The organism is Arthrobacter sp. CMU6, assembly GCF_059090205.1.
In genome coordinates this window covers 24,432-46,440 of the sequence record NZ_JBNHFL010000026.1, presented here as the reverse complement: position 1 = coordinate 46,440, position 22,009 = coordinate 24,432, and the positions used below count along the sequence as shown (strand labels likewise).

Annotated in this window: 20 protein-coding genes; 4 read left to right on the top strand and 16 right to left on the bottom strand. The window is 67.8% G+C overall.

The features are described 5' to 3' along the window. Window positions 1-66: 66 nt before the first annotated feature. From smc to coaD, 6 genes are all read right to left on the bottom strand, one after another. Entirely contained in the window at window positions 67-3,669 is a 3,603-nt protein-coding gene (gene smc, locus AC5RWD_RS17355; protein ID WP_494021203.1) for a chromosome segregation protein SMC, read from the bottom strand. 120 nt (window positions 3,670-3,789) lie between these two features. Further along, on the bottom strand, window positions 3,790-4,761 hold the full coding sequence (mutM, locus tag AC5RWD_RS17350; RefSeq protein ID WP_494021202.1) for a bifunctional DNA-formamidopyrimidine glycosylase/DNA-(apurinic or apyrimidinic site) lyase: 972 nt from the start codon (window positions 4,759-4,761) through the stop codon (window positions 3,790-3,792). A 6-nt stretch (window positions 4,762-4,767) separates the two neighbouring features. Next, on the bottom strand, window positions 4,768-5,523 hold the full coding sequence (gene rnc, locus AC5RWD_RS17345) for a ribonuclease III (protein ID WP_494021201.1): 756 nt from the start codon (window positions 5,521-5,523) through the stop codon (window positions 4,768-4,770). Between the two features lie 21 nt (window positions 5,524-5,544). Beyond that, entirely contained in the window at window positions 5,545-5,748 is a 204-nt protein-coding gene (gene rpmF / locus AC5RWD_RS17340) for a 50S ribosomal protein L32 (protein WP_003806041.1), read from the bottom strand. A 36-nt stretch (window positions 5,749-5,784) separates the two neighbouring features. Then, a complete protein-coding gene (locus AC5RWD_RS17335; protein WP_494021200.1) occupies window positions 5,785-6,309 on the bottom strand; it encodes a YceD family protein in 525 nt (174 codons plus the stop codon). Between the two features lie 144 nt (window positions 6,310-6,453). After that, window positions 6,454-6,954 (bottom strand): pantetheine-phosphate adenylyltransferase, encoded by a 501-nt coding sequence (coaD, locus tag AC5RWD_RS17330; RefSeq protein ID WP_494021199.1) that lies wholly within the window; start codon window positions 6,952-6,954, stop codon window positions 6,454-6,456. A gap of 90 nt (window positions 6,955-7,044) precedes the next feature. Here coaD and AC5RWD_RS17325 point away from each other — a divergent pair, with 90 nt between their 5' ends. Beyond that, window positions 7,045-8,253 carry an aminotransferase class I/II-fold pyridoxal phosphate-dependent enzyme gene (locus AC5RWD_RS17325; protein ID WP_494021198.1) on the top strand — a complete coding sequence of 403 codons (1,209 nt, stop codon included), beginning with the start codon at window positions 7,045-7,047 and terminating at the stop codon, window positions 8,251-8,253. 2 nt (window positions 8,254-8,255) lie between these two features. Beyond that, window positions 8,256-9,038 carry a spermidine synthase gene (locus tag AC5RWD_RS17320; RefSeq protein WP_494021197.1) on the top strand — a complete coding sequence of 261 codons (783 nt, stop codon included), beginning with the start codon at window positions 8,256-8,258 and terminating at the stop codon, window positions 9,036-9,038. 20 nt (window positions 9,039-9,058) lie between these two features. Here AC5RWD_RS17320 and rsmD read toward each other — a convergent pair whose 3' ends face one another. From rsmD to AC5RWD_RS17300, 4 genes are read right to left on the bottom strand one after another with little or no spacing between them, the layout of a single operon-like run. Then, window positions 9,059-9,664, bottom strand: a complete 606-nt coding sequence (rsmD, locus tag AC5RWD_RS17315; RefSeq protein ID WP_494021196.1) for a 16S rRNA (guanine(966)-N(2))-methyltransferase RsmD — start codon at window positions 9,662-9,664, stop codon at window positions 9,059-9,061. Window positions 9,665-9,703: 39 nt separating this feature from the next. After that, window positions 9,704-11,923 (bottom strand): ATP-dependent DNA helicase RecG, encoded by a 2,220-nt coding sequence (locus AC5RWD_RS17310; protein WP_494021195.1) that lies wholly within the window; start codon window positions 11,921-11,923, stop codon window positions 9,704-9,706. Beyond that, complete coding sequence (locus AC5RWD_RS17305; RefSeq protein ID WP_494021194.1) at window positions 11,920-12,930, bottom strand: DAK2 domain-containing protein; 1,011 nt, start codon at window positions 12,928-12,930, stop codon at window positions 11,920-11,922. Before AC5RWD_RS17305 ends, AC5RWD_RS17310 begins: the two co-directional genes overlap by 4 nt. A 22-nt stretch (window positions 12,931-12,952) precedes the next feature. Then, window positions 12,953-13,978 (bottom strand): thiamine-phosphate kinase, encoded by a 1,026-nt coding sequence (locus AC5RWD_RS17300; protein WP_494021193.1) that lies wholly within the window; start codon window positions 13,976-13,978, stop codon window positions 12,953-12,955. Window positions 13,979-14,099: 121 nt separating this feature from the next. On the opposite strand from AC5RWD_RS17300, the gene AC5RWD_RS17295 reads away from it, so the two are divergent. Continuing rightward, a complete protein-coding gene (locus AC5RWD_RS17295; RefSeq protein ID WP_494021192.1) occupies window positions 14,100-14,603 on the top strand; it encodes a DUF3515 family protein in 504 nt (167 codons plus the stop codon). 4 nt (window positions 14,604-14,607) lie between these two features. On the opposite strand, the gene AC5RWD_RS17290 is transcribed toward AC5RWD_RS17295, so the two are convergent. From AC5RWD_RS17290 to leuC, 6 genes are all read right to left on the bottom strand, one after another. After that, on the bottom strand, window positions 14,608-15,753 hold the full coding sequence (locus AC5RWD_RS17290; RefSeq protein WP_494021229.1) for a D-alanine--D-alanine ligase family protein: 1,146 nt from the start codon (window positions 15,751-15,753) through the stop codon (window positions 14,608-14,610). Window positions 15,754-15,770: 17 nt separating this feature from the next. After that, a complete protein-coding gene (locus AC5RWD_RS17285) occupies window positions 15,771-16,823 on the bottom strand; it encodes an NAD(P)H-dependent glycerol-3-phosphate dehydrogenase (RefSeq protein ID WP_494021191.1) in 1,053 nt (350 codons plus the stop codon). Beyond that, window positions 16,820-17,566: a lysophospholipid acyltransferase family protein gene (locus tag AC5RWD_RS17280; RefSeq protein ID WP_494021190.1), complete on the bottom strand. Its 747-nt coding sequence runs from the start codon at window positions 17,564-17,566 to the stop codon at window positions 16,820-16,822. Before AC5RWD_RS17280 ends, AC5RWD_RS17285 begins: the two co-directional genes overlap by 4 nt. 10 nt (window positions 17,567-17,576) lie before the next feature. Next, complete coding sequence (murA, locus tag AC5RWD_RS17275; protein ID WP_494021189.1) at window positions 17,577-18,902, bottom strand: UDP-N-acetylglucosamine 1-carboxyvinyltransferase; 1,326 nt, start codon at window positions 18,900-18,902, stop codon at window positions 17,577-17,579. A 190-nt stretch (window positions 18,903-19,092) separates the two neighbouring features. Further along, entirely contained in the window at window positions 19,093-19,695 is a 603-nt protein-coding gene (gene leuD, locus AC5RWD_RS17270) for a 3-isopropylmalate dehydratase small subunit (RefSeq protein WP_494021188.1), read from the bottom strand. Between the two features lie 9 nt (window positions 19,696-19,704). Further along, window positions 19,705-21,159 carry a 3-isopropylmalate dehydratase large subunit gene (gene leuC, locus AC5RWD_RS17265; protein WP_494021187.1) on the bottom strand — a complete coding sequence of 485 codons (1,455 nt, stop codon included), beginning with the start codon at window positions 21,157-21,159 and terminating at the stop codon, window positions 19,705-19,707. Window positions 21,160-21,270: 111 nt separating this feature from the next. Here leuC and AC5RWD_RS17260 point away from each other — a divergent pair, with 111 nt between their 5' ends. Then, a complete protein-coding gene (locus AC5RWD_RS17260; protein ID WP_043420062.1) occupies window positions 21,271-21,990 on the top strand; it encodes an IclR family transcriptional regulator in 720 nt (239 codons plus the stop codon). The last annotated feature ends 19 nt before the right edge of the window (window positions 21,991-22,009 follow it).

Below are 22,009 nucleotides of genomic sequence, written 5' to 3'. Positions count from 1 at the left end.
ACAGGCGCTTCTCACAAGCCGAAGCGGCCGGGCAGGAACCGCCGCCGCCGTCGAACTGGGAGCTGCCTAGACGTCCGCACCCAGCCGCTGGCTGATGACGGTGGACACGCCGTCGCCCCGCATGGTCACGCCGTAGAGCGCGTCGGCCACCTCCATGGTCCGCTTCTGGTGGGTGATCACGATCAGCTGGCTGGATTCGCGCAGCTCTTCGTAAATCGTAATGAGCCGGCCGAGATTGGTGTCATCGAGGGCGGCTTCGACCTCGTCCATGACGTAGAACGGCGAGGGCCGGGCCTTGAAGATGGCCACGAGCAGGGCCACTGCCGTGAGTGACCGCTCGCCGCCGGACAGCAGGGAAAGCCGCTTGATTTTCTTGCCCGCGGGCCGGGCTTCGACCTCGATGCCGGTGGTGAGCATGTCGGTTGGGTCGGTCAGCACCAGCCTGCCCTCGCCTCCTGGGAACAGCCGGCCGAAGACCCGCACGAACTGGGCCGAGGTGTCCGCAAAGGCCTCCGAGAAGACTTTCTGCACGCGGTCATCCACTTCCTTGATGATGTCCAGCAGGTCCTTGCGGCTGGCCTTGAGGTCCTCCAGCTGGGTGCTGAGGAATTGGTGGCGTTCCTCCAGCGCGGCGAATTCCTCCAGCGCCAAGGGGTTGACCTTGCCCAGCGATGACAGGTCGCGTTCCGCCTTGCGGAGCCGCTTTTCCTGCTCCTCGCGGACGAACGGCACACCCTCCACTACAGGCTGGCCCTCGGCATCGACCGGCGCCCGCAGCGCGGCCCACTTGTCCTTGGAAGCGGCAGCGGCCACGGGCACCGGCTGGTCCGGCCCGTAGTCTGCCACGAGCTGGTCTGCGGTCAGACCCAGATCCTCCACCGACTTCGTTTCCAGCGCCTCGATCCGGAGCCGCTGCTGGGCGCGTGCCAGCTCGTCCCGGTGCACCGAGTCGGTTAGTTCCGCGAGTTCGCGGGCCAGCGCGTCGTTGGCAGTGCGGATATCGGCCAGTTCCCGGTCCCGCTGCTCGCGGACCTGCTCGGCGTGGTCCCGCGCCCGGCTGGCCAGCTCAACGGAAACGTCGCTGAAGCGGATCAGCTGCTCCGCCGCTGCGGAGACGGCTGCCGCCCGCTTGGCCTGGATCCTTCGACGGCGGGCCCGTTCGGCCGCCTGTTCCCGCGCCCGGCGTTCCGAGGCTGCCGCGCGTTCCAGTGATGTTGCCCTGTTGCGGATGGCCGTGAGCTGTTCTTCACGGCTGCGCAGGGACAGGCGGGCTTCCATTTCGGCGGACCGTGCCTGCGATGCGGCCAGGGCCAGTGCGTCCCGCTGCTCCGTGGACGGTTCCTCCTGGGCGGGCGCGTCCTGCGCCGCCGCCAGCCGAGCGGTCACCGCGGCCAGCGCCTCCTGCTCGGACACGACGTTTGCCTCGGCGCGCGCGAGTGACGCTGCCAACCGTTCGCTTTCGCCGACGGCGCTGCGCAGGACCGAGTTGAGGTGGCCCAGCCGTTCGGCCACAGCCGCCAGCCGGGCATCCGATTCGTGCAGGCGCTCCAGCGCGGCGTCTGACCGGTCCTGCGCCTCGGCGCGGCGGGCCTCGGCGGCAGCGAGGGCAAAGCGGCATTGTTCCAGCCCGGCGGTGACAGCGGCCAGGCGGGATGCGGCGTCGTCGACGGCGGCCTGCACCTCAAGCAGTGAGGGCGCCTTCGCGGAACCACCGGTGACGGTCCAGGCAGTGAACACGTCGCCCGCGAGCGTCACGGCGGTAAGGTCGGGTCGCTCGGCGACGAGGTCCGCCGCCGCGTCATGGTCCTCGACGACGGCGGTGGCAGCGAGCAGAGTCCGCACGGCTGCCGCCGTGGTTCCGGAGGCCGTCACCAGGTCCACGGCGGGGCGCGCCCCGGCGGGCTGTAAATCTGCAGCTGGCGTTGGACCGGCAGAGGGCGTTCCTGCGGGAGGTGCCGCGGCCTCGAGCAGCAGTGTCGCCCGGCCGGCGTCGTCCTCCCTAAGGAGGCGGACCAGTTCTGCCGCTGTCGCTGCGTCCCGGACCACGATCGCGTTGGAAGCGCTGCCCAGGGCCGCCGCAACGGCCGCCTCATAGCCCGGCTCAACGCTCAGGGCCGCGGCCAGCGGACCCACGGTCCCGGCCACCCCGGCGCCGAGGACATGGTCGGAGCCGTCCTTGCGGTTGAGGCTCAGCTGCAGCGCCTCGTGCCGTGCCTTCAGCGCGTCCCGTTCGCGGACGGCGTCGCGTTCGGTGCTTTTCAGCGAATCGATCTCGGCAAGGATGCCGTCGAGGGCTGCGCTGGCGTCCTCGTATTCGGCATCAAGGGTTTCCTCGCCGTCCTCGACCCCCGCCACCTGCGATTCGAGTGCGGTGAATTCGGACTGGGCACGCCGGCGGCGCTCATCACCGGCGGCCAGGGATTCGCGCAGCCTGCCGACTTCGGCCTGGGCTGATTCCACCTTTGACCGAGCCGCCCCCACCTGGCCGGCCAGGCGCGCCAGGCCCTCACGCCGGTCGGCGGCGGCCCGCAGTGCGGCGGTAAGCCGCTTCTCCTCCGCCGCGGCTGCGTCCTCGGCCGCTGACTTGGCTGCCGTGGCCGCCTCCAGCGCGGCGCGGCCCGAGAGGATGTCCTTTTCCAGGTCCGTCTGCTCGCCGCGGACCCGTGCGGCTTGCCGCTCCAGCTGTTCCGGGTCCCGGCCAGGCTCCGGCGCCGGGTCTCCGGAGCCAAGCAGCCGGCGGCGTTCCTCGGCCAGGGCCGCGAGCGAACGCAGCCGCTCCCGTCCGGCGGAGAGCTGGTACCACGTGTCCCGGGCGGCGTTCAGCCGGGGAGTCGCCTCCGCAGCGAGCTGCTCCAGCGACGCCTGCCGCCGGCGGCCCTCCTCAAGCTGGGTTTCGACGACGGCGCGCCGCGCCTTGAGCGCGGACTCGTCGGCGATGTCCTGTGCCAGTGTGTTTTGGAGCTGGACCAGGTCGTCGGCCAGCAGCCTGGCCCGGGCATCGCGGACCTCGAACTGGACAGTCTGCGCGCGCCGTGCCACCTCTGCCTGCTTGCCCAGTGGGGTGAGCTGCCGGCGGATTTCCCCGGTCAGGTCGCTGAGCCGCTGGAGGTTGGCCTGCATCGCCTCCAGCTTGCGGACGGTCTTTTCCTTGCGTCGCCGGTGCTTGAGGATGCCGGCGGCTTCTTCGATGAAGCCCCTGCGGTCCTCGGGGGTGGCGTGCAGGACCCGGTCCAGCTGCCCTTGTCCCACGATCACGTGCATTTCGCGGCCGAGTCCCGAGTCGGAGAGGAGTTCCTGGATGTCCAGGAGCCGGCAGGCTGAGCCGTTGATGGCGTACTCTGAACCGCCGGTCCGGAAGAGCGTGCGGGAGATGGTGACTTCGCTGTACTCGATCGGCAGTGCGCCGTCGGCGTTGTCGATGGTGAGCGAGACGTGCGCGCGGCCCAGCGGCGGGCGGCCGGACGTGCCGGCAAAAATGACGTCCTCCATCTTGCCGCCGCGGAGGGTTTTGGCGCCCTGCTCCCCCATGACCCAGGCCAGGGCGTCCACCACGTTGGACTTGCCCGAGCCGTTGGGCCCGACGACCGCCGTGACTCCGGGCTCAAAGTCGAACGTCGTGGCCGACGCAAACGACTTGAAGCCCCTGACGGTCAGACTCTTGAGGTGCAAGGTAACAGATCTCCAAAGGTGGCGGCAGCGGGTGCTAATCCTCCACCAAATCTAGCGGCTAACGGGCCGGGATCCCCGGATTTAGGGCCTTCCGGGCCCTCCGAAGCAGGGTGGGAATGGTCACCAGCGGCCGTTGCGGGGCCGCGGCTGGCACACGGGGCACGTGTAGGAGGAACGGTTCATGAACTGCTCGCGCTTTAGGATGCTGCGGATCCCCGCGGCCGCGCAGCGCCGGCATTCCTCCCCCTCCCTGCCGTAGGCGTTGAGGGACCTCTCAAAGTAGCCGGATGCGCCGTTGACGTTGACGTACAGGGAATCGAAGCTGGTCCCGCCGGCAGCCAGCGCGTCGGTCATCACGTCGCGGGCAGCGTCAAGGACGCGCTCGGCGTCCGCCCGCCGGAGGGTGTCGGTAGGGCGCGCATAGTGCAGCTTGGCCCGCCACAGGGCCTCGTCGGCGTAGATGTTGCCGATCCCGGAGACGAGTCCCTGATCGAGAAGTGCGCGTTTCAGCCCGGTTTTCCGCTTCCGGAGACGGTGGTAGAAAGTGTCGAAGGAAAAATGCGGGTCCAGGGGATCGCGCGCGATGTGCGAGGCTTCCTCGGCGATGACCGGCACCGGGTTCTCCGCGATCCCGCCGGGCCCGCCGTCGTCCGTCGGAACGAGCGTGGTGACGAAGAGGCCCCCGAAGATCCGCTGGTCCACGAACCGGAGCTGCTCCGGCATGGTTCCCTCGGGGCTCAGCCGCAGGCGGATTTTCAGGTGTTTCTCGTCCGGGACGGAGCTGTCCTGTATCAGGAGCTGGCCGCTCATGCCGAGGTGGGCCATGAGCGCGACACCCGGCAGTCCTGGACCGCCGGCATGTGTGTCAGTGCGCGTCGCGCCGTCCCCCTGCAGAGGCATCCAAAGAAACTTACCGCGGCGGACGACGTCGAGGACTTTGGCCCCCTCAAGGTTCCCGGCGAAATCCTCGGGTCCCAGGGCATGCCGGCGCACGGACCTCGGGTCAACCACGTCGACGCCGGTGATGGTCCGGCCGCGCACCCAGTTGACCAGGCCGCGGCGGACTACCTCGACTTCGGGAAGTTCAGGCACAGACGCTTAGCTGCCCGCGGCGGATTCCGACGGGGCACCGGAGGCGTCCGCCGGCGCAGTCTCCACGCCAGAGACTTTCGCCTCCGCACCCGAGAGCTTCCGCCAGGCGTCTGCTGCGGCTTCCTGCTCGGCTTCCTTCTTGGAGTGGCCCGAGCCCTTTCCATAGGCAGTTCCGCCGATCTGGAGTACTGCAACGAAGGTGCGCGCGTGGTCGGGGCCGGAGCCCTCGACTGCGTAGTAGATGCTCCCCAGCTGGCGTCCCGCGGCCAGCTCCTGGATGCTGGTTTTCCAGTCCGTGCCGGCGCCCAGGGCGGCGGCGTCCTTCAGGAGCGGTCCGATGAGGCGCATCACCAGTTGGCGGGCGGTCTCGATGTCGTTGGACACATAAGTGGCGCCGATGAGGGCCTCCATGGTGTCGGCCAGAATCGAGGCCTTGTTCTTGCCTTCGGTGAGCTTCTCCCCCTGGCCCAGGTAAATGTAGTCCCCGATGCCCAGGCTCCGGCCGATGCCGGCGAGGGCCCGGGTACTCACCACGGCCGACCGGCGCTTGGCAAGGTCGCCCTCGGGAAGCGTCGGGTTGTCGCGGTACAGCGCGTCGGTGACGGAGAAGCCCAGGATCGAGTCGCCCAGGAACTCAAGGCGCTCGTTGGTGGGTATGCCGCCGTTTTCGTAGGCGTACGAACGGTGTGTCAGAGCAAGACGAAGCGTCCCGGCGTCAATGAAGACACCGAGACGCTTCAGAAGCTCTTCAGTTGAAGACATCCTGATCAGCTTGGGGGCCGATTAGACGTCCGCGACCTTGCGGCCCTTGTACTCAAGGAACAGCGCAGTGCCAGCCGAGTCGGTGACGACCTTTGCCTGGTGCGGCAGGCTGTAGGTGACCTGGCCGTTCTCGATGGTCTTCACCAGGTGGGGGGCAGTTGCCTTCCACTGGGAGCGGCGGGCGCGGGTATTCGAGCGAGACATTTTCCGCTTGGGAACAGCCACGGCTAACTCATTTCTCTCTAGAAAAACACTTACAAATCAATTTTGCCGGTCAGGCTTAGCCAGATCAGCTAGGGCAGCCCAGCGAGGATCTACGACCTCGTGGTGGTGCCCCGGCTCGTCTTCCAGGCGCGCTCCACATTCGGAACACAGGCCCTGGCAGTCTTCCCGGCACACCGGCTGGAACGGCAGCATGGTAACAACCGCGTCCCGCAACACCGGCTCAAGATCGATCAGATCGTGCTCGACTCGACGTTGCTCTTCATCGTCTTCCTCGTCGGAAGGCAGTGCGCCTTCGTAGAAGAAAAGTTCTTGCACATTGACCTCAAGGTCATACGCAAGGGGATCCAGGCATCGGCCGCACTCACCTTTTACTTCGGTGAGGGCGGTTCCTGATACCAGAATTCCTTCGTGTACGGCCTCAAGCCTCAGGTCGAGCTCGATATCCGAGCCTTCCTGAACGCCAATGAGCGCCACGCCGAGATCCCCCGGCGCGGGTACATGTTCCGTCAGTGTACGCATGCTCCCCGGACTGCGTCCGAGGTCCTTGACATCGAACATCAAGGGCGAACTTGCATCTCGCTTAATGAGAACTCCTGTTGAACATATGACCGACGTACCATCTTAGCCTGAACTCCCTGACGGACTCAAACCGGATGCCACGCCGGGGCACGCGGCCGGCGTGCACCGGAAACGTACCGGATAAGCCTACCCCCTGGAGGGCTGGCCGGCGGCAGGCGCGCCAGCAAGAAGCCGTTTCAGCACCGATCTGGGGACGTACTCTGAGACGCTGCCGCCCAAGGTTGCCACTTCCTTGATCAGGGTGGAGGACAGGTGCAGGTAGTGGGCCTCCGCCGGAAGGAACACGGTCTCCACTCCGCTCAGCTGGCGGTTCATCGTGGCCATGGGAAGCTCGTAGTCAAAGTCCGACGACGACCGCAGCCCTTTGACGATGGCGGACGCGCCGCGCTGCTTGCAGTACTCCGCCAGGAGGCCCTCCCCGACCGGTTCCACCACGATGCCGCGCAGGGAGGCCAGGGTCTCCCTGGCCATCTCAATCCGTTCCTCCAGAGGGAAACGGTACTTCTTGGCATAGTTGGTGGACACGGCGACGATCACTTCGTCGAACAGGCTCGCGGCTCTGGCGATGACCTCGAGGTGTCCGTTGTGGATGGGGTCGAAGGAGCCTGGGCATACGGCGCGTCTCATGCTCCGAACCTACCGTATCGGCGGGCCGGGATACCATGACTTGGGCACCGGCCGCCACGGGGCCGCGGCTGACAGACAGGCAGGAAACCAATGACACAGACACTTCCGGCGCCCTGGCAGCGTGCAGCCACCGGGGCGAATTTGCTGGCAAGTGACGGCGCCTTGGGCGTGACGATTTTCGAGGAGATGACTACGCTGGCCATGCAGACCGGCGCCATCAACCTGGGGCAGGGTTTCCCCGACGAGGACGGCCCCGCGGAGATCAAGGCGGCCGCCCAGGCCGCGATCGCCGAAGGCTCCAACCAGTACGCCCCCGGCAAGGGGATCCCCCAGCTGCGGAAGGCCGTGTCCGCGCACCAGAGCCGGTTCTACGGCCTGGAACCGGACCCGGACACTGAAATCGTCGTCACCACCGGCGCCACCGAGGCCATCGCCGCGTCCCTGCTTGCCTTCGTCGGCCCCGGCGATGAGGTCCTGACCTTCGAGCCGTTCTATGACTCCTACGGCGCGATCATCGGGCTCTCCGGCGCCACGCATGTCGCGGCCCCTCTGCTGGCCCCCGATTTTCTGCCTGATTCCGCAGCGCTGGAGGCGGCGTTCACCGGCCGTACCAAAGTGGTGCTGCTGAACAACCCGCATAACCCCACCGGTGCGGTCTTCCCGCGCGAGGTGCTTCAGCGCGTCGTCGCCCTCGCCCGGAAGCATGACGCGATCATCATCACCGACGAGGTCTACGAGCACCTCACGTTCGGCGCCCGCCACATACCGGTGGCCACGCTGCCGGGTGCCGCCGACAGGACGGTCACCATCTCCTCGGCGGGCAAGACGTTCTCCTTCACCGGCTGGAAGGTCGGCTGGCTGAGCGGCCCGGAGCACCTGGTGGCAGCGGTCCGGACGGTGAAGCAGTTCCTCACGTACAGTTCCGGCACCCCGTTCCAGAGCGCCATCGCCACCGCCCTGGCGCTGCCCGACGAGTTTTACGAGGGCATCTCCGCCACACTGCGGAAAAAGCGCGACATCCTCAGCGAGGGGCTGCGCGCCGCCGGCCTGGACGTGTTCACGCCCGACGGCACGTACTTCGTGAATGTGGACACCTCGCCGCTGGGCATCCGGGACTCAGTGGACCTGGCCCGGCGCCTGCCCGGTCTGGTGGGCGTGGCGGCGATCCCGGTACCCGTGTTCTGCCACCCCGAGGGCGCGGAGCGGACGCGCAGCCTGCTGCGGTTCGCATTCTGCAAACGGGCGGAAGTCCTCGAGGAGGCGGCCGCACGGCTGGCGACCCTCCAGGACAGGCTCTGACCGTGGCCGACGGCGCCCGGGCATCGCGCTTCCTGCGCGCCACCGGCCAGCATGCCGTCATCGAACCGGATACGTATACAGACGGCGGGTTCGTGCTCAGCATCGGCGGGGCCGAGCAGTCCCACGTGGATTTGGCCGACCCCGAGGACATCTTCTACGAATACCTGCGCCGCATCGGCCATGTCGTGGACCTCGCCGCTCCGTGGGGTGAGCCCATCCGCGCGCTGCATCTGGGGGCCGGCGCCCTGACCCTGGCGCGGTACATCCAGGCGACACGCCCCGGCTCCGTGCAGTATGCCGTGGAGCTGGAGCGTGAGCTGCTGGACTTCGTGCTGGAGCGGCTGCCGCTGCCCGAGGGCACCGACCTCCACACCATCATCGGGGATGCCCGTGCGGCCCTGGCGGAGCTGCCCGCGGAGCTGCGCTTCGACGTCGTCATCCTTGACATCTTCTCCGGCCCGGAGGCGCCGGCGCACATCGCCTGCACCGGGTTCTACGAGGAAGCCGCTGCACTTCTCACGGAACGGGGCGTGCTGATCGTCAACGTGGGCGATGAACCGGGCCTGACGCTCGTCCGGAGCCAGGTGGCCGCGCTGCGGGAGGCCATGACGGATGTCGCCGCCTGCGCCGAGTCGGGCATGTTCACGGGAAAGTATCCGGGAAACATCATCCTTGCCGGCACCCGCAAGCCATGGCCTCCCGAGTGGTCCGCCGCGCTCACCGCCCGCGGGCCGCACCCGGCCAAGGTCCTTGCGGGTGTGGAACTGGACCTCTTGTCGGACTAGTCCGGCTGCGGATCAGGAGCTCAGTCCCCGGCCTCCAGCGCGAGGTCCACATCCTGGCCGCTGGAAGGTTCCGCGTACCACAGCCGGGTCTCGCCGTACTTCTTCTCGGCGAACCGCTCCAGGCCGTCCGGCCACCGGGGTTCAGGAGCGCGGGACGAACGTTCGACCACCACCACGGCACCGTCATTGAGGTGCGGCGCCAGCTTCGCCAGGACAGACGCCAGCGCGGGCTCATCGAGGGGGTATGGCGGATCCAGGAAGGCGACGTCCCATACGGCGTCTTCGGCCGCGCGGTCCAGGAAGGACTCCACCTTGGACCGGTGCACCGTGACGGCCTTGTGGCCCAGGACTCCGTTGATGAGGTCGGCATTCCGCTGGCACACGGAGCTGGCCTTGGCGTCGAACTCCACCAGATCGACCGTTTCCGCACCCCTGCTGGCGCTCTCGACCCCCAGCGCCCCGGATCCGGCATACAGGTCCAGGACCCGGGCGCCGCCGAGCACGTTGAACGCGTCCAGCCGGGAAAACAGCGCCTCCTTGACCCGGTCCGTGGTGGGCCGTGTCAGGGACCCCGAAACGTTGGCCAGCGGGGTTCCGCCCGCGGCTCCTGCAACGATCCTGCTCATACCCCCTCCCCCGACTGCGCCGGCCGGGGTGGGTTCGTGCTAGCCGCGTTCAAGGAACGCCTCCTTCTCGGGATTCAGGTACTCGTCAATGGCCTCGGCAAGTGCCGGGTAGCCGGACAACACGGGGTCTGCGGCGACGATCTTCTGGGCGTCCCGCCTGGCCCGGGCAATGATGTCCTCGTGTTCCAGTACGCGGAGCAGCTTCAGCGTGGACCGGCCACCGGACTGCGAGGCGCCGAGGATGTCACCCTCACGGCGGAGCTTGAGGTCCTCCTGTGACAGCTCGAATCCGTCGGTGGTGGCCGCCACGGCATCCAGCCGGCGCCGGCTTGGGTGTCCCGGTTCGAGCGTGGTCACGAGCAGGCACGTGCCCGGCAGCCCACCCCGGCCCACGCGCCCGCGGAGCTGGTGAAGCTGGGAGATGCCGAAGCGGTCCGCGTCCAGGATGACCATCAGGGTGGCGTTGTGCACGTCCACGCCCACCTCGATGACGGTGGTGGAGACGAGAAGCTTGGTCTGGTTGGCGGTGAAGGAAGCCATGGTCTCCGACTTCAACACCGGGTCCTGGCGTCCGTGGAGCGGCGCCAGCGCCACTCCCGCCAGGGCGGGTTCCTCCTTGAGGTGCTCGACGACGGCGGTCACGGAGGCCAGTTCGCGTGCGGCTCCGTCTCCCTCCAGTTCCCCGGGCTCAGGTTCCGCTTCACCGGGAGTGAAGTCACCGTCGTCGTCCGCCCCGATCTTGGGGCACACGACGTACACCTGGTGTCCGGCCTCGATCTCCTCACGGGAACGGGACCAGATGCGGGTCGCCCAGGCGGGATTCTCGGCGAGTCCCACGACGTGCGTGGTGATCGGCGCACGGCCGGCCGGCAGTTCGTCAAGCACGGACGTTTCGAGATCGCCGAACACCGTCATGGCCACGGTCCTGGGGATCGGGGTGGCGGTCATGACCAGCAGGTGCGGCGGCTTGCTGGCCTTGGCACGCAGGGCATCGCGCTGTTCCACGCCGAAGCGGTGCTGCTCATCCACCACGATCAGGCCCAAGTCAAAGAAGGTGACGTTGTCGCTCAGCAGCGCGTGGGTGCCGATGACGATCCCGGCCGTGCCGGAAGCGGCGTCGAGCAGCGCCTGCTTGCGCGCGGCGGTCGGCATGGAACCGGTGAGCAGGCTGACCTGCACCGAATGGTCGCCCACCCCGCCCAGGAGCCCGTCGCGGGCCAGCGGGCCGAGCGTGCGGCGGATGGAATCGAAGTGCTGTGCAGCCAGCACTTCCGTAGGCGCCAGCAGTGCAGCCTGTCCCCCGGCGTCGACCACCTGGAGCATGGCCCGCAGCGCCACAATCGTTTTGCCGGAACCGACCTCGCCCTGCAGCAGCCTGTTCATGGGCCCGTCCTGGGACAGCTCCGCCGAGAGGGTCTTGCCGACGGCGGACTGGCCCGCTGTCAGGGTGAACGGCAACTGGCGGTCGAACGTTGCGAGCAGTCCCTCCGGCACGGGGCGGCGGGCGGTGGCCTCCTCGGACGCAAGCTGGGCACGGCGCCGGGCAAGGGCCGACTGGAGAACCAGCGCCTCCTGGTAACGGAACCGGTCGCGGGCCTTGCGCCAGTCCGCCGCGGTCTCCGGGGCGTGGATGAGCCGGTAGGCCTCCGGCAGCGGCAGGAATTTCTCCCGGGCCGAAATGGCCGCCGGCAGCGGATCCCGTAGGGCATCCAGGTCCGCGGTCTGCAGCAGGGCGGTCATGACTTTCTGGATGGACCAGCTGGTGAGGTGTGCGGTGGCCGGGTAAACCGGGATGGGCATGGCCGCGAGCTTCTCCGGGTCCATGCCGGGGACATCAGGGTCCTCGTCCAGCAGCTGGTAGTCCGGGTTGGTTAGTCCCAGTGAACCGGCGTAGCGCGTCACCTTGCCGGAGAACATAGCCCGCCGGCCGGGCTGCAGCTCATTCTTGGCGCGGCGGCCATTAAAGAAACTGATTTTCAGCGTGCCCGTCCCGGCGTCGTCGGTGATGACGACGTCGATGATGAAGCCCTTCCGGGCGCGCATCTGCCGCTTGCTGTTGGACACGACGCGGGCGATGAGGGTGACCTCCTCATCGAGCGGAAGTTCACTGATGGGCGTCAGTTCACCGCGGTTGAGGTAGCGGCGCGGATAGTAGTTGAGCAGGCCGCCCACCGTGGTGATGCCCAGGTGTTTCTCGATCACGGCCGCGGAGCGTTTGCCGATCCGGCGCTCCAGGCCGACTTCCAGTTCGACGTTCATCTTCCTTCTGCGCTCACTTCTCCTGACGGATCCCGGGGCAGGGCAAGCTCGCTGACGGACACGTCCGACGGCTCGCCCAGCGACCTGATCAGTCCGAGGGCCGGAACCGGGTCCGGAACGTGCACGTGGACCCGCCACCGGTACCGGCCCTCGGCGTCAGCGGAGGGGCCAACCTGGCTCATGATCACGGAGTCCCCGAGTTCATCCAGGCGCTGCCGGAGCGTGGCTGCGTCCAGCGGGGACAGGCTGATGGTGCACATGACCTCCACGCCGTCGTCGTCAGGCATGTCGGTGTGGATGTGGGGGTCCTGGAGATCGTACCCGTGCAGGCCGTCCAGCAGTTCGCTCCGGAGCTCCTCGCCGAGCACGGCCGAACGGAGGCAATCCAGAATCAGCAGCATTCCCACGCCGCCGGCGTCCACCACGTGCGCGGCCTGCAGGGCATCGAGCTGTCCCTCCGTGCGGACCACGGCTTCGAGGGCGGCTGCGACGGCCGCATCCAGGACCAGGCCAAGGGCATGGTTGCTGTCGTTGCCGTTCTGCCCGGCGTCGACGGCCGCGGCGGCCCGTCCTGCTGCTTCCATGACAGAGAGCATGGTGCCCGGAACCGGGTCGCTGAGCGCGGACCATGCCCTGATCTGCGCCCGGTTGAGGGCGGCGGCGAGGAGCGAGGAGGTGAGCCTGGCATGCCCGGCCAGCGGTTCAGCCGCGGCGCAGAGGAATACGGAGAACAGCGTGCCGGAGTTCCCCCTGGCCTGCTCCATCGCCGCCTGGCCGGCGCGCGCAAGCACGGCACCCACGTCGTTGAGCTGCGGATCCTGGCCGGAGGGCGCCTCCTGGCCGGCGTCGGCGACGGCGGCATCCTGGAGAGCCCGGGATGCGGCACGGACAGTGAGGTACAGGTTGGTTCCGGTGTCACCGTCCGCCACCGGGAAGATGTTGATGGCGTTCAGGCGGTCGCTGTGGTTGCCCAGTGCGGTTTCGGCCTTGCCCAACCACCGCTTCATCGCTTGCGCGTTCGCGGCAACCTTAGTCTGCAAAGTGATCCCATCCCACGGAGTCAGCGGGCCGTCCCGCGATCGTCACGCCCGGCGCCTTGTCTGCGCCGCAGGCCTGTACTGAGCCTATCCCAGTAAACCCGGGCGGCACCTGCATGCCCGCGGGGAATGTGGCCAGAAGCCCGTGGTCTTCCCCGCCGCCGAGTACCCAGGCGCGCGGGTCGGCGCCCAGGAGGGTGGCCGCGGGGCGGAGGGGCCCGGCGAGCTGGCCAAGCTGCCCTGGATCCAGGTCCACCACAACGCGGCTGGCCACGGCCAGCCTGGTTCCGTCCCGTACCAGACCGTCGGAGATGTCCATCATGGCTGTGGCGCCGGACTTCCGCGCCAGCGGCCCGGCCTCCAGGGGCGGCTCCGGCCGGCACTGAAGCTCAAGCAGTGACAGCAGTTCGGGCGTCAGCGAACTCACATGATGGGCGGACTCCAGCAGTGCCAGCCCGGCAGCGGCCCAGCCTGCCCGCCCGGCGATCACCACCGTGTCGCCTTCCCGGGCGCCGGACCGCAGGACCGGCTGGCCGCCGTCGAGCGTGCCGAGGACTGCAACGGTGACCGACAGCTCGCGGCCACGGCCAAGGTCTCCACCCGCGACCGAGCACGCCCCCGCGCCCAGCTTGCCGATGGCTGCTGTGAGTCCATCCGCCAGGTCCTCGACCCACCCGACGGGAGTGTCCGGTGGCAGGGTCAGGCTGACCACCATCGAGGTTGCCGAGGCACCCATGGCGTTGATGTCGCTAAGGTTCTGCGCAGCGGCCTTCCATCCCACGTCATAGCCGGTGGTGCGGTAGCCGTTGTTCCACTCAAGCCGGAAATCCTGGTCCTGGACCTGGGTGTCGATGCTGATGACCGTCCTGCCGTCCGGCACCGCAACGATGGCGGCGTCATCGCCCGGTCCGAGGAGCACGGCGGCGCTGTGCAGCGCGCTGAGTTCCAGGCGCGGGAAAATCCGGGCCAGAAGCTCCGCTTCCGACAGTTGGGCGACAGTCAATGATGTTTGGGGCACGCCACTACGCTACCGCCACGGACAGACATTTTCGGATGGCATGTTTCCGGCCCGGCTGCCAGGGAGTGCTGGCGGCACCCGGCGGTCCGCCCGGCTCCCCGCGGAACGATAGGCTTGAAGGATGCACTTCCAGCGCGCCCAGAATCCCGTCCGCAGGCTGAAGGTGGCAGCCGCCGCCGCGCTGACTGGACTGGCGCTGGGCGGCTGTTCACCCGCCGTCGACGTTGCCCCCGCCGCCGACGCAGCCAATCCTGCCTGCGCGCCGATGATGGTGGCGCTCCCGGATGCCATCGGCGACGCCCGCCTGCGCAAGACCAACAGCCAGGCGACCGCCGCCTGGGGTGACCCGTCCCGGGTGGTCCTGCGGTGCGGGGTCAACGTCCCCGGGCCCACCACTGACCGCTGCGTGAGCGTCAACGACGTCGACTGGGTGATCAAGGAGGGTGACCCCGTGTGGACCCTGACCACCTACGGCCGGGAACCGGCCACCGAAATCCTGATGGATCCGGACAAGATCAGCTCGGCCACCGTCCTGGCCGACCTGTCCGCGGCGGCCGCGAAGATCAAGGCCAGCCGCAAGTGCGTGGGCCAGCAGGAAGTCCAGGACCTGCCCACTAGCAAATAACGGATCAGCGCAGGCCGGTCTTGCGGGTCAGCGCCAGGTGGATCAGCTCGTCGATCAGTTCCGGATAGCTCAGGCCGGTGGCCGCCCACATCTGCGGGTACATGCTCTTCGGCGTGAACCCGGGCATGGTGTTGATCTCGTTGATGATGAGGTCGCCGTCCGGCGTGTAGAAGAAGTCGACCCGGCTCAGTCCCTCCGCCCCCACGGAATCGAACGCCGCGGCAGCAAGCTCGCGGACGCGGGCAATCGCTTCCTCGGGCATGTCCGCGGGGCAGCTCAGGGCGGCCGCGTCGTCCACGTACTTGGCCTGGAAGTCATAGAACTCGTGCTCGCCGGCGGCCACGGAGATTTCGCCGGGCAGGGACGTGCGGGGGGCCTCGCCGCCGCGGCCCTCGAGCACGGCACATTCGATTTCCCGGCCCACGATGCCGGCCTCGATCACCAGCTTCGGATCATGTTCGCGGGCCGCCTCAATGGCGGCGTCCAGGCCGTCAAGCGAGTCCACCTTGGAGATGCCCATCGAGGATCCGGCGCGCGCGGGCTTAACGAACACGGGGAAGCCCAGCAGGTCCACCTGTTTGCGGACTGCCTCGGGGTCGTTGCGCCACTGCCGGTCGGTCACCGCGATGTATGGACCCACCTTGAGGCCGGCGGCCTCAAAGACCACCTTCATGAAGTGCTTGTCCATGCCGACCGCAGAGGCCAGGACGCCGGCGCCGACGTAGCGGGTGTCGGAAAGTTCCAGGAGCCCCTGGATGGTGCCGTCCTCGCCGAACGGCCCGTGCAGCAGCGGGAACACCACGTCCACCGTGCCAAGTTCCTGCGGCACCTCGTTGGGGGCCGTCACGATGAGCTGGTGCGCTCCGCCGATCTCCGTGAGGCTTACAGTCTGGGCCGACGGCGGAACCTCCGGAAGCGAGGTAGCGGAGAGTGACCACCGGGCCGTGTCCCCGGACGCGAGCACCCACTGGCCGGACTTGGCGATGCCGATGGGAACGACGTCGTACTTGTTCCGGTCGATGGCCCCCAGCACGCCGGCGGCGGTCACGCAGCTGACGGCGTGCTCGCTGGAGCGGCCGCCAAAGAGGATGGCGACCCGCGGCCGGTCAGGGGTTGTCTGGCTCTGGTTGGTCTTGTCCGCTGCGGTCAAGTTTTCTTCCGACACTGTCAGTAATCGCCTTCGGCTTTAAGTTCCCGGGACAGCAGGAGCGGCCCGAGTTGGTCAACGGACAATTTTCCGGCGAGGACCGCGACGACGGCCGCCGTGATGGGCATTTCGACGCCGAGCTTGCCGGCGAGTTCGTGGACTGCCTGGCCGGACTTGATGCCCTCTGCCGTCTGGGTCATTTTCTGGGCCACCTCATCCAGCGTGAGTCCCTGTCCCAGCAGGCGCCCGGCGGTGTGGTTCCGGGACAGCGGTGACGAGCAGGTGGCCACCAGGTCCCCGAGGCCGGCCAGGCCGGCCATGGTGTGGGCTTTGCCGCCGAGGGCCAGGGCGAGGCGGGAGGTTTCGGCCAGGCCGCGGGTAATCACCGAGGCCTTGGTGTTGTCCCCCATCTGCTTACCCTCGCAGATGCCCACGGCCAGCGCGATGACGTTCTTGACGATGCCGCCGATCTCGACGCCCACGATGTCGGAGGTGGTGTAGGGACGGAAGTACGGGGCGGTGCAGCTTCTGGCTATCCAGCCTGCGGCGGCGGCATCGGCGCAGGCAACCACGGAGGCCGTGGGCTCCTCCCGGGCGATCTCCATGGCCAGGTTAGGGCCGGACACGACGGCGATGCGGTCGGCAGGGATGTCGAGTTCCTCGGCGATGACCTCGCTCATGCGGGCGTCCGAGCCCAGTTCGAGGCCCTTCATCAGGGACACCACGAGGGCATCGGGCCCGATCAGGGGCTTCCACTTGCGCAGCTGGAGGCGCAGCGACTGCGCGGGAACAGCGAGGACCACCAGGTCAGCTCCGGACAGCACATCCGCGACGTCGGTGGACGCGGTGATGCTCAGCGGCAAGTCGATGTCGGCGAGGTACTGGGGGTTGCGGTGGTTGTCGTTAATCTCAGCAACGACTTCCGCCCGGCGGCCCCAAATTCGGATGCTACGCTCAACCCCCGAGGCCGTAGCGGCGTCGGCCAGCGTTTTGGCGAACGTGGTCCCCCACGAACCGGCGCCAAGGACTGCCACGGATACGGCTGAACCGGGCCGCTCGTAGACAGGCGTCATTTCCCGCCCCGCTCGACGTCGCGGCCGTGCTTCGTCTGGTTATGGGCGGCAGGGTCCCAACGCCGTGCCGGCGGCTGCTCCCCGCGGAGCTCGGCCAGGAGTCCTGTCACGGCATCCATGATGACGTCCGTTGCTTCCGCCAGTGTGGCCCTGTCCCGGGGCCGGCCCTCGAAGCGCGAGAGGTCAACGGGGTCGCCGACAAGGATACGGGACGTCTTGCGCGGGAACAGGTGGAACCGCTTGGCGTAGCGGGGAAAAAGCTCGTGCGCTCCCCAGTGCGCCACCGGAACCACCGGGATGCCGGCTTCAAGGGCCAGGCGGGCGGCGCCGGTGTGGCCCTTCATCGGCCACAGGTCGGGGTCGCGGGTCAGCGTGCCCTCGGGGTAGATGATGATCGCGCCGCCCTCCGCCACAACCTCCTGGGCGAGTTGCAGCGAACGGTTAGCCCCCGCCGTCGAGCGTTCCACCGGAATCTGCTTGGTGGCGCGCAGTACGGCACCCATCACCGGGACCTTGAAGAGGCCTGACTTCGCCAGGAAGTGCGGGGCGCGCTTGTTGCTGTACAGCATGTGCCCGATCACGAGGGGATCGATCTCGGTGCAGTGGTTGGGCACGGCGATGAAGCCGCCAGCGGGAAGCTTGTCCGTGCCCTCCCATTTTTTGTTCATGATCAGGTTCAGGACCGGCCGGACAATGCCGGCGATAATCACGAACGTTGTGTGGCTTTTGGCCGATTCTTTCACCGGGCCCCCGCTACTTCGCCGACGAGATGTCGAAGTCGGCGCCGAGCCCGGCCAGTTTCTCGGTGAACCGCTCGTAGCCGCGGTTGATGATGTCGATTCCGGTCACCCGGGAGGTGCCCGTGGCGGCCAGTGCGGCGATCAGGTGGCTGAAGCCGCCGCGGAGGTCCGGCACGTCGATGTCGGTACCCTTGAGCTGCGTGGGGCCCGAGATGACGGCGGAATGCAGGAAGTTCCGCTGGCCGAAGCGGCACGGCACGCTGCCCAGGCATTCCCGGTGCACCTGGATGCTGGCGCCCATGCGGATGAGGGCGTCGGTGAAGCCGAAGCGGTTCTCGTAGACGGTCTCGTGCACGATGGACACCCCTTCGGCCTGGGTCAGGGCGACGACGAGGGGCTGCTGCCAGTCGGTCATGAAGCCCGGGTGGACGTCCGTTTCCAGGACCAGTGGGCTGAGCTTGCCGCCGCGGTGGTAGAAGCGGATGCCGTCCTCGCCGATGTCCATGCCGCCGCCCACCTTGCGGAAGGTGTTCAGGAAGGTCATCATGTCGCGCTGCGAGGCGCCTTCAACGAAGATGTCGCCGCGCGTCACCAGCGCCGCCGACGCCCAGGAGGCCGACTCGTTGCGGTCCGACAGGGCCCGGTGGTTGTAGCCGCCCAGATCGCGGACGCCCTCGATGCGGATGGTGCGGTCCGTCTGGACGCTGATGATGGCGCCCATCTTCTGGAGCACGGCGATGAGGTCGACGATTTCGGGCTCGGTGGCGGCACCGGAGAGTTCGGTGATGCCTTCGGCGCGGGTTGCGCTCAGGAGGACCTGTTCCGTGGCCCCAACGGAGGGGTACGGCAGGGAGATCTTGGCCCCGTGCAGCCCCCTGGGCGCGGAAATGTGGATGCCGCCCGGGCGCTTCTCGACGACGGCACCGAACTGCCGCAGCACGTCCAGGTGGTAATCAATGGGCCGGTCACCGATCTTGCAGCCACCCAGGTCCGGGATGAAGGCCTCGCCGATCGCATGGATCAGGGGACCGCACAGCAGAATGGGAATCCGGGAGTCGCCGGCGTGGGCGTCGATGGCCGTGCTGGGCGCTGTCTTGGCTGCCTTGGGATCCAGGGTCAGGTCGCCGCTGACGGGGTCCTTCTCGACGGTCACCCCGTGCAGCTGCAGCAGGCTGGTGACCACCTCGACGTCCTTGATTTCCGGAACGTTCCGCAGCACGGAGGGCTCGTTGCCCAGCAGCGCGGCTACCATGGCCTTGGGCACAAGGTTCTTGGCACCGCGGACGCTGACACGGCCAGTTAGCGGGACGCCTCCGCGAATTGTCAGAACACTACTCATTTACCGGTTTCCTCACGACTACTCGCCCCCCAAATCCTTACAAAGGCACCAGCTAAGCATATGAGTTCGCGTTACCGAACCGAAATACTGACGCGGGCGTGTGGGCTCGGGCTACCGAACCGGGGGCAGCAGAAAGGCCCGCCGCGGCTGTGCACGGCGGGCCTCCTGCTGATGCTTTTTGGTTATCCCGTCAGGAAGTCCTGGCCGGCAGCGTAAGCGGTTTGAAGGACGGCCGCGTCGCTTCGTACGCGGTGATGTCCTCCTCGTGCTGCAGGGTCAGTCCGATGTCATCGAGGCCCTCGAGCAGGCGCCAACGCGTGTAGTCGTCGATCTCGAACGGCGCAACCACGCTGCCGCAGGTCACGGTCTTGGAGGCGAGGTCGACCGTCACCTCAGTCCCGGGCGCGTTCTCGAGCGTCTTCCAGATGAGCTCGATGTCATCCTGGGCAACCTGGGCGGCAAGGAGTCCCTGCTTGCCCGAGTTGCCGCGGAAGATGTCGGCGAACCGGGAGGACAGCACGGCGCGGAAGCCGTAGTCCTTGAGCGCCCAGACGGCGTGCTCACGGGACGACCCGGTACCGAAGTCCGGGCCGGCCACCAGCACGGACCCGGCGTTGAACGGCGCCTGGTTCAGGATGAAGGAAGGGTCCTTGCGCCACGCTGAGAACAGCGCGTCTTCAAAGCCGGTGCGGGTGATGCGCTTAAGGTACACGGCGGGGATGATCTGGTCCGTGTCAACATTGCTCTGGCGCAGCGGAACGCCAATGCCGGTGTGGGTGGTGAACTTTTCCATGGCGTCTTCCTAGGCGGCGTCGGTGGTGAGGGCTGCGGATTCCGGGGCCGGATCGAGGTCCGACGGCGAACTCAGCGTTCCGCGGACGGCCGTGGCGGCTGCAACTACCGGCGAAACAAGGTGCGTGCGGCCACCCTTGCCCTGCCGGCCTTCGAAGTTGCGGTTGGAGGTGGAGGCGCACCGCTCCCCCGGCTCCAGCTGGTCCGGGTTCATGCCCAGGCACATGGAGCAGCCGGCGAAGCGCCATTCTGCACCGAAGTCCTTGAAGACCTTGTCCAGCCCCTCGGCCTCGGCCTCGAGGCGTACCCGGGCCGAGCCGGGGACTACCAGCATCCGGACCTTCGGGTCCTTCTCCCGGCCGCGGATGATGTCCGCCGCGGCCCGCAGGTCCTCGATGCGCGAGTTGGTGCAGGAGCCCAGGAAGACGGTGTCCACCCGGATGTCCTTCATGGGCGTTCCGGCTTCCAGGCCCATGTACTGCAGGGCACGTTCGGCCGCGGCCTTGGCGTTCTCGTCGCCGAAGTCCTCCGGGGACGGCACCTTGGCCGACAGCGAGACGCCCTGGCCCGGGTTGGTGCCCCAGGTGACAAACGGCTCCAGGGTGTTGGCATCCAGGTCGACCTGGGCGTCGAAGACTGCGTCATCGTCGGTGCGCAGCGTGTTCCAGTATTCGACGGCGGCGTCCCAGTCGGCGCCCTGCGGCGCGTGCGGCCGGCCGTTCATGTAGGCGTAGGTGATCTCGTCCGGAGCCACCATGCCGGCGCGGGCGCCTGCTTCGATGGACATGTTGCAGATGGTCATCCGGGCGTCCATGGACAGCGCACGGATGGCCGAGCCGCGGTACTCCAGGACGTAACCCTGGCCGCCGCCGGTGCCGATCTTGGCGATGACGGCAAGGATAATGTCCTTGGCGGTCACGCCGGGGCGCAGCGTGCCCTCGACGTTGATGGCCATGGTTTTGAAGGGCTTGAGGGACAGCGTCTGGGTGGCCATGACGTGCTCCACCTCGGACGTGCCGATGCCCATGGCCAGCGCACCGAACGCGCCGTGGGTGGAGGTGTGCGAGTCGCCGCACACCACGGTCATTCCGGGCTGGGTCAGTCCCAGCTGCGGGCCAACGACGTGCACGATGCCCTGCTCGGCGTCACCGAGGGGGTGCAGGCGGACGCCGAACTCCTCGCAGTTGTTGCGCAGGGTCTGGATCTGTGTCCGGCTGGTAAGGTCGGCGATCGGCTTGTCGATGTCCAGCGTGGGGGTGTTGTGGTCCTCGGTGGCGATGGTGAGGTCCGGGCGGCGCAGCTTGCGGCCGGCCAGGCGGAGACCCTCGAAGGCCTGCGGGGAGGTCACCTCATGGACGAGGTGCAGGTCGATGTACAGAAGGTCAGGCTGGGCGTTGGCACCTTCGCCGTCGCCTTTGCGCACCACGTGCGCATCCCAGACTTTCTCGGCCAATGTTCTGGCCATGGCCATCTCCCTTCGATGCTGTTTGTTGTTGGTTCCACTGAAACAGCAGACCCCTGTAATAAGCCAGTCAAAAGATTTGCATCTCAGATAATGAGACGGCAATATCATTACATGGACAATTCTAGTGGAGTCGGTGTCATTGATAAAGCAGCACAGGTGCTCGACGCGCTTGAGGCCGGACCCACGACCCTGGCGCAGCTTGTCGCTGCCACGGGACTGGCCCGGCCTACGGTGCACCGGCTTGCGCTGGCGCTGGTCCACCACCGCCTCGTGAGCCGCGACATCCAGGGCCGTTTTGTCCTCGGCAGCCGCCTGGTTGAACTCGCGTCCGCCGCCGGCGAGGACAGACTGATCGCCTCCGCCGGGCCGGTCCTCATGCAGCTCCGCGATGCCACCGGCGAAAGCGCCCAGATTTTCCGCCGCCAGGGCGACTGGCGGGTCTGCGTTGCATCCGCCGAGCGCCCCATTGGCCTCCGCGACACCATTCCCGTGGGAACCCAGCTGTCCATGAAGGCAGGCTCCGCCGCCCAGGTCCTGCTCGCCTGGGAGGACCATGACCGCCTGCTGGAAGGCCTCCAGTCCGCGCGCTTCACGCCCACCGTTCTGGCGGGAGTACGACGCCGGGGCTGGGGACAGAGCCTCGGCGAACGGGAGCCTGGGGTCGCCTCGGTTTCCGCTCCGGTGCGCGGGCCGTCCGGCCGAGTCATTGCCGCTGTTTCCATTTCCGGCCCGATTGAGCGGCTCACCCGCCAGCCCGGCCGGCTGCACGCGGAGGTTGTCTGCAACGCGGCCCGCGTGCTGACCGAAGCCCTCCGCAAGAATAACGACTAGCGTCGCCTTTGGGGAGCCG